1 protein-coding gene and 1 pseudogene are annotated in these 586 nt (G+C 45.2%); both read left to right on the forward strand.

Annotated elements, in window-relative coordinates:
• A pseudogene (locus tag ACTQ34_RS18115) lies at nucleotides 1-189 on the forward strand (hypothetical protein); the annotation flags it as partial.
• Between the two features lie 8 nt (nucleotides 190-197).
• Nucleotides 198-586: IS3 family transposase (locus ACTQ34_RS18120; protein ID WP_441364988.1), on the forward strand; the 389-nt coding region annotated here is incomplete at its 3' end.

The raw sequence follows: 586 nt of genomic DNA on the forward strand, positions 1-586 counted from the left end.
GAAGGTGCACGGGGACTTATGAAAAAGCAGGCGACAAAAGGTAGCGAAAAACGACAAAAGAAGCAGGAACAGTCGGAGCTGCAACAGGAAAACAAGCGGCTGTCAGAAGAAATTTACCGGTTGAGAATGGAGAATGATTACCTAAAAAAATTAAACGCCTTAATTCAGAAGCGGGAAAAACCCGAATAAGCGATGTTGTGGCTGCTGTTACAGAATTAAGGCGTGATTATCCTCTGGCAGCATTACTTAAACTGGCCGGCATTCCCCGAAGTACATACTACTATCATTCCCGGAAAGCCAATGCTGTGGACAAATACGCAAAAGAAAGGGCAGAAATCATAGCAATTTATCAGGAGAATCAAGGCCGGTACGGGTATCGGCGGATTGGTATGGAATTACGCAATAGGGGCATTTGTCTGAACCACAAGACGGTGCAAAAGCTGATGAAGGAATCAGGCCTAAAATGTATGGTGCGAATGAAAAAGTATCGTTCTTACCGTGGAGAAGTCGGCAAGGTTGCGCCAAATCTTCTGGCAAGAGATTTCCATGCGGAAAGACCGAATCAAAAGTGGGTAACCGATGTGAC

The sequence above is a fragment of the Agathobaculum sp. LCP25S3_E8 genome, assembly GCF_052117165.1.
In the GTDB taxonomy this organism is placed as follows: domain Bacteria; phylum Bacillota; class Clostridia; order Oscillospirales; family Butyricicoccaceae; genus Agathobaculum.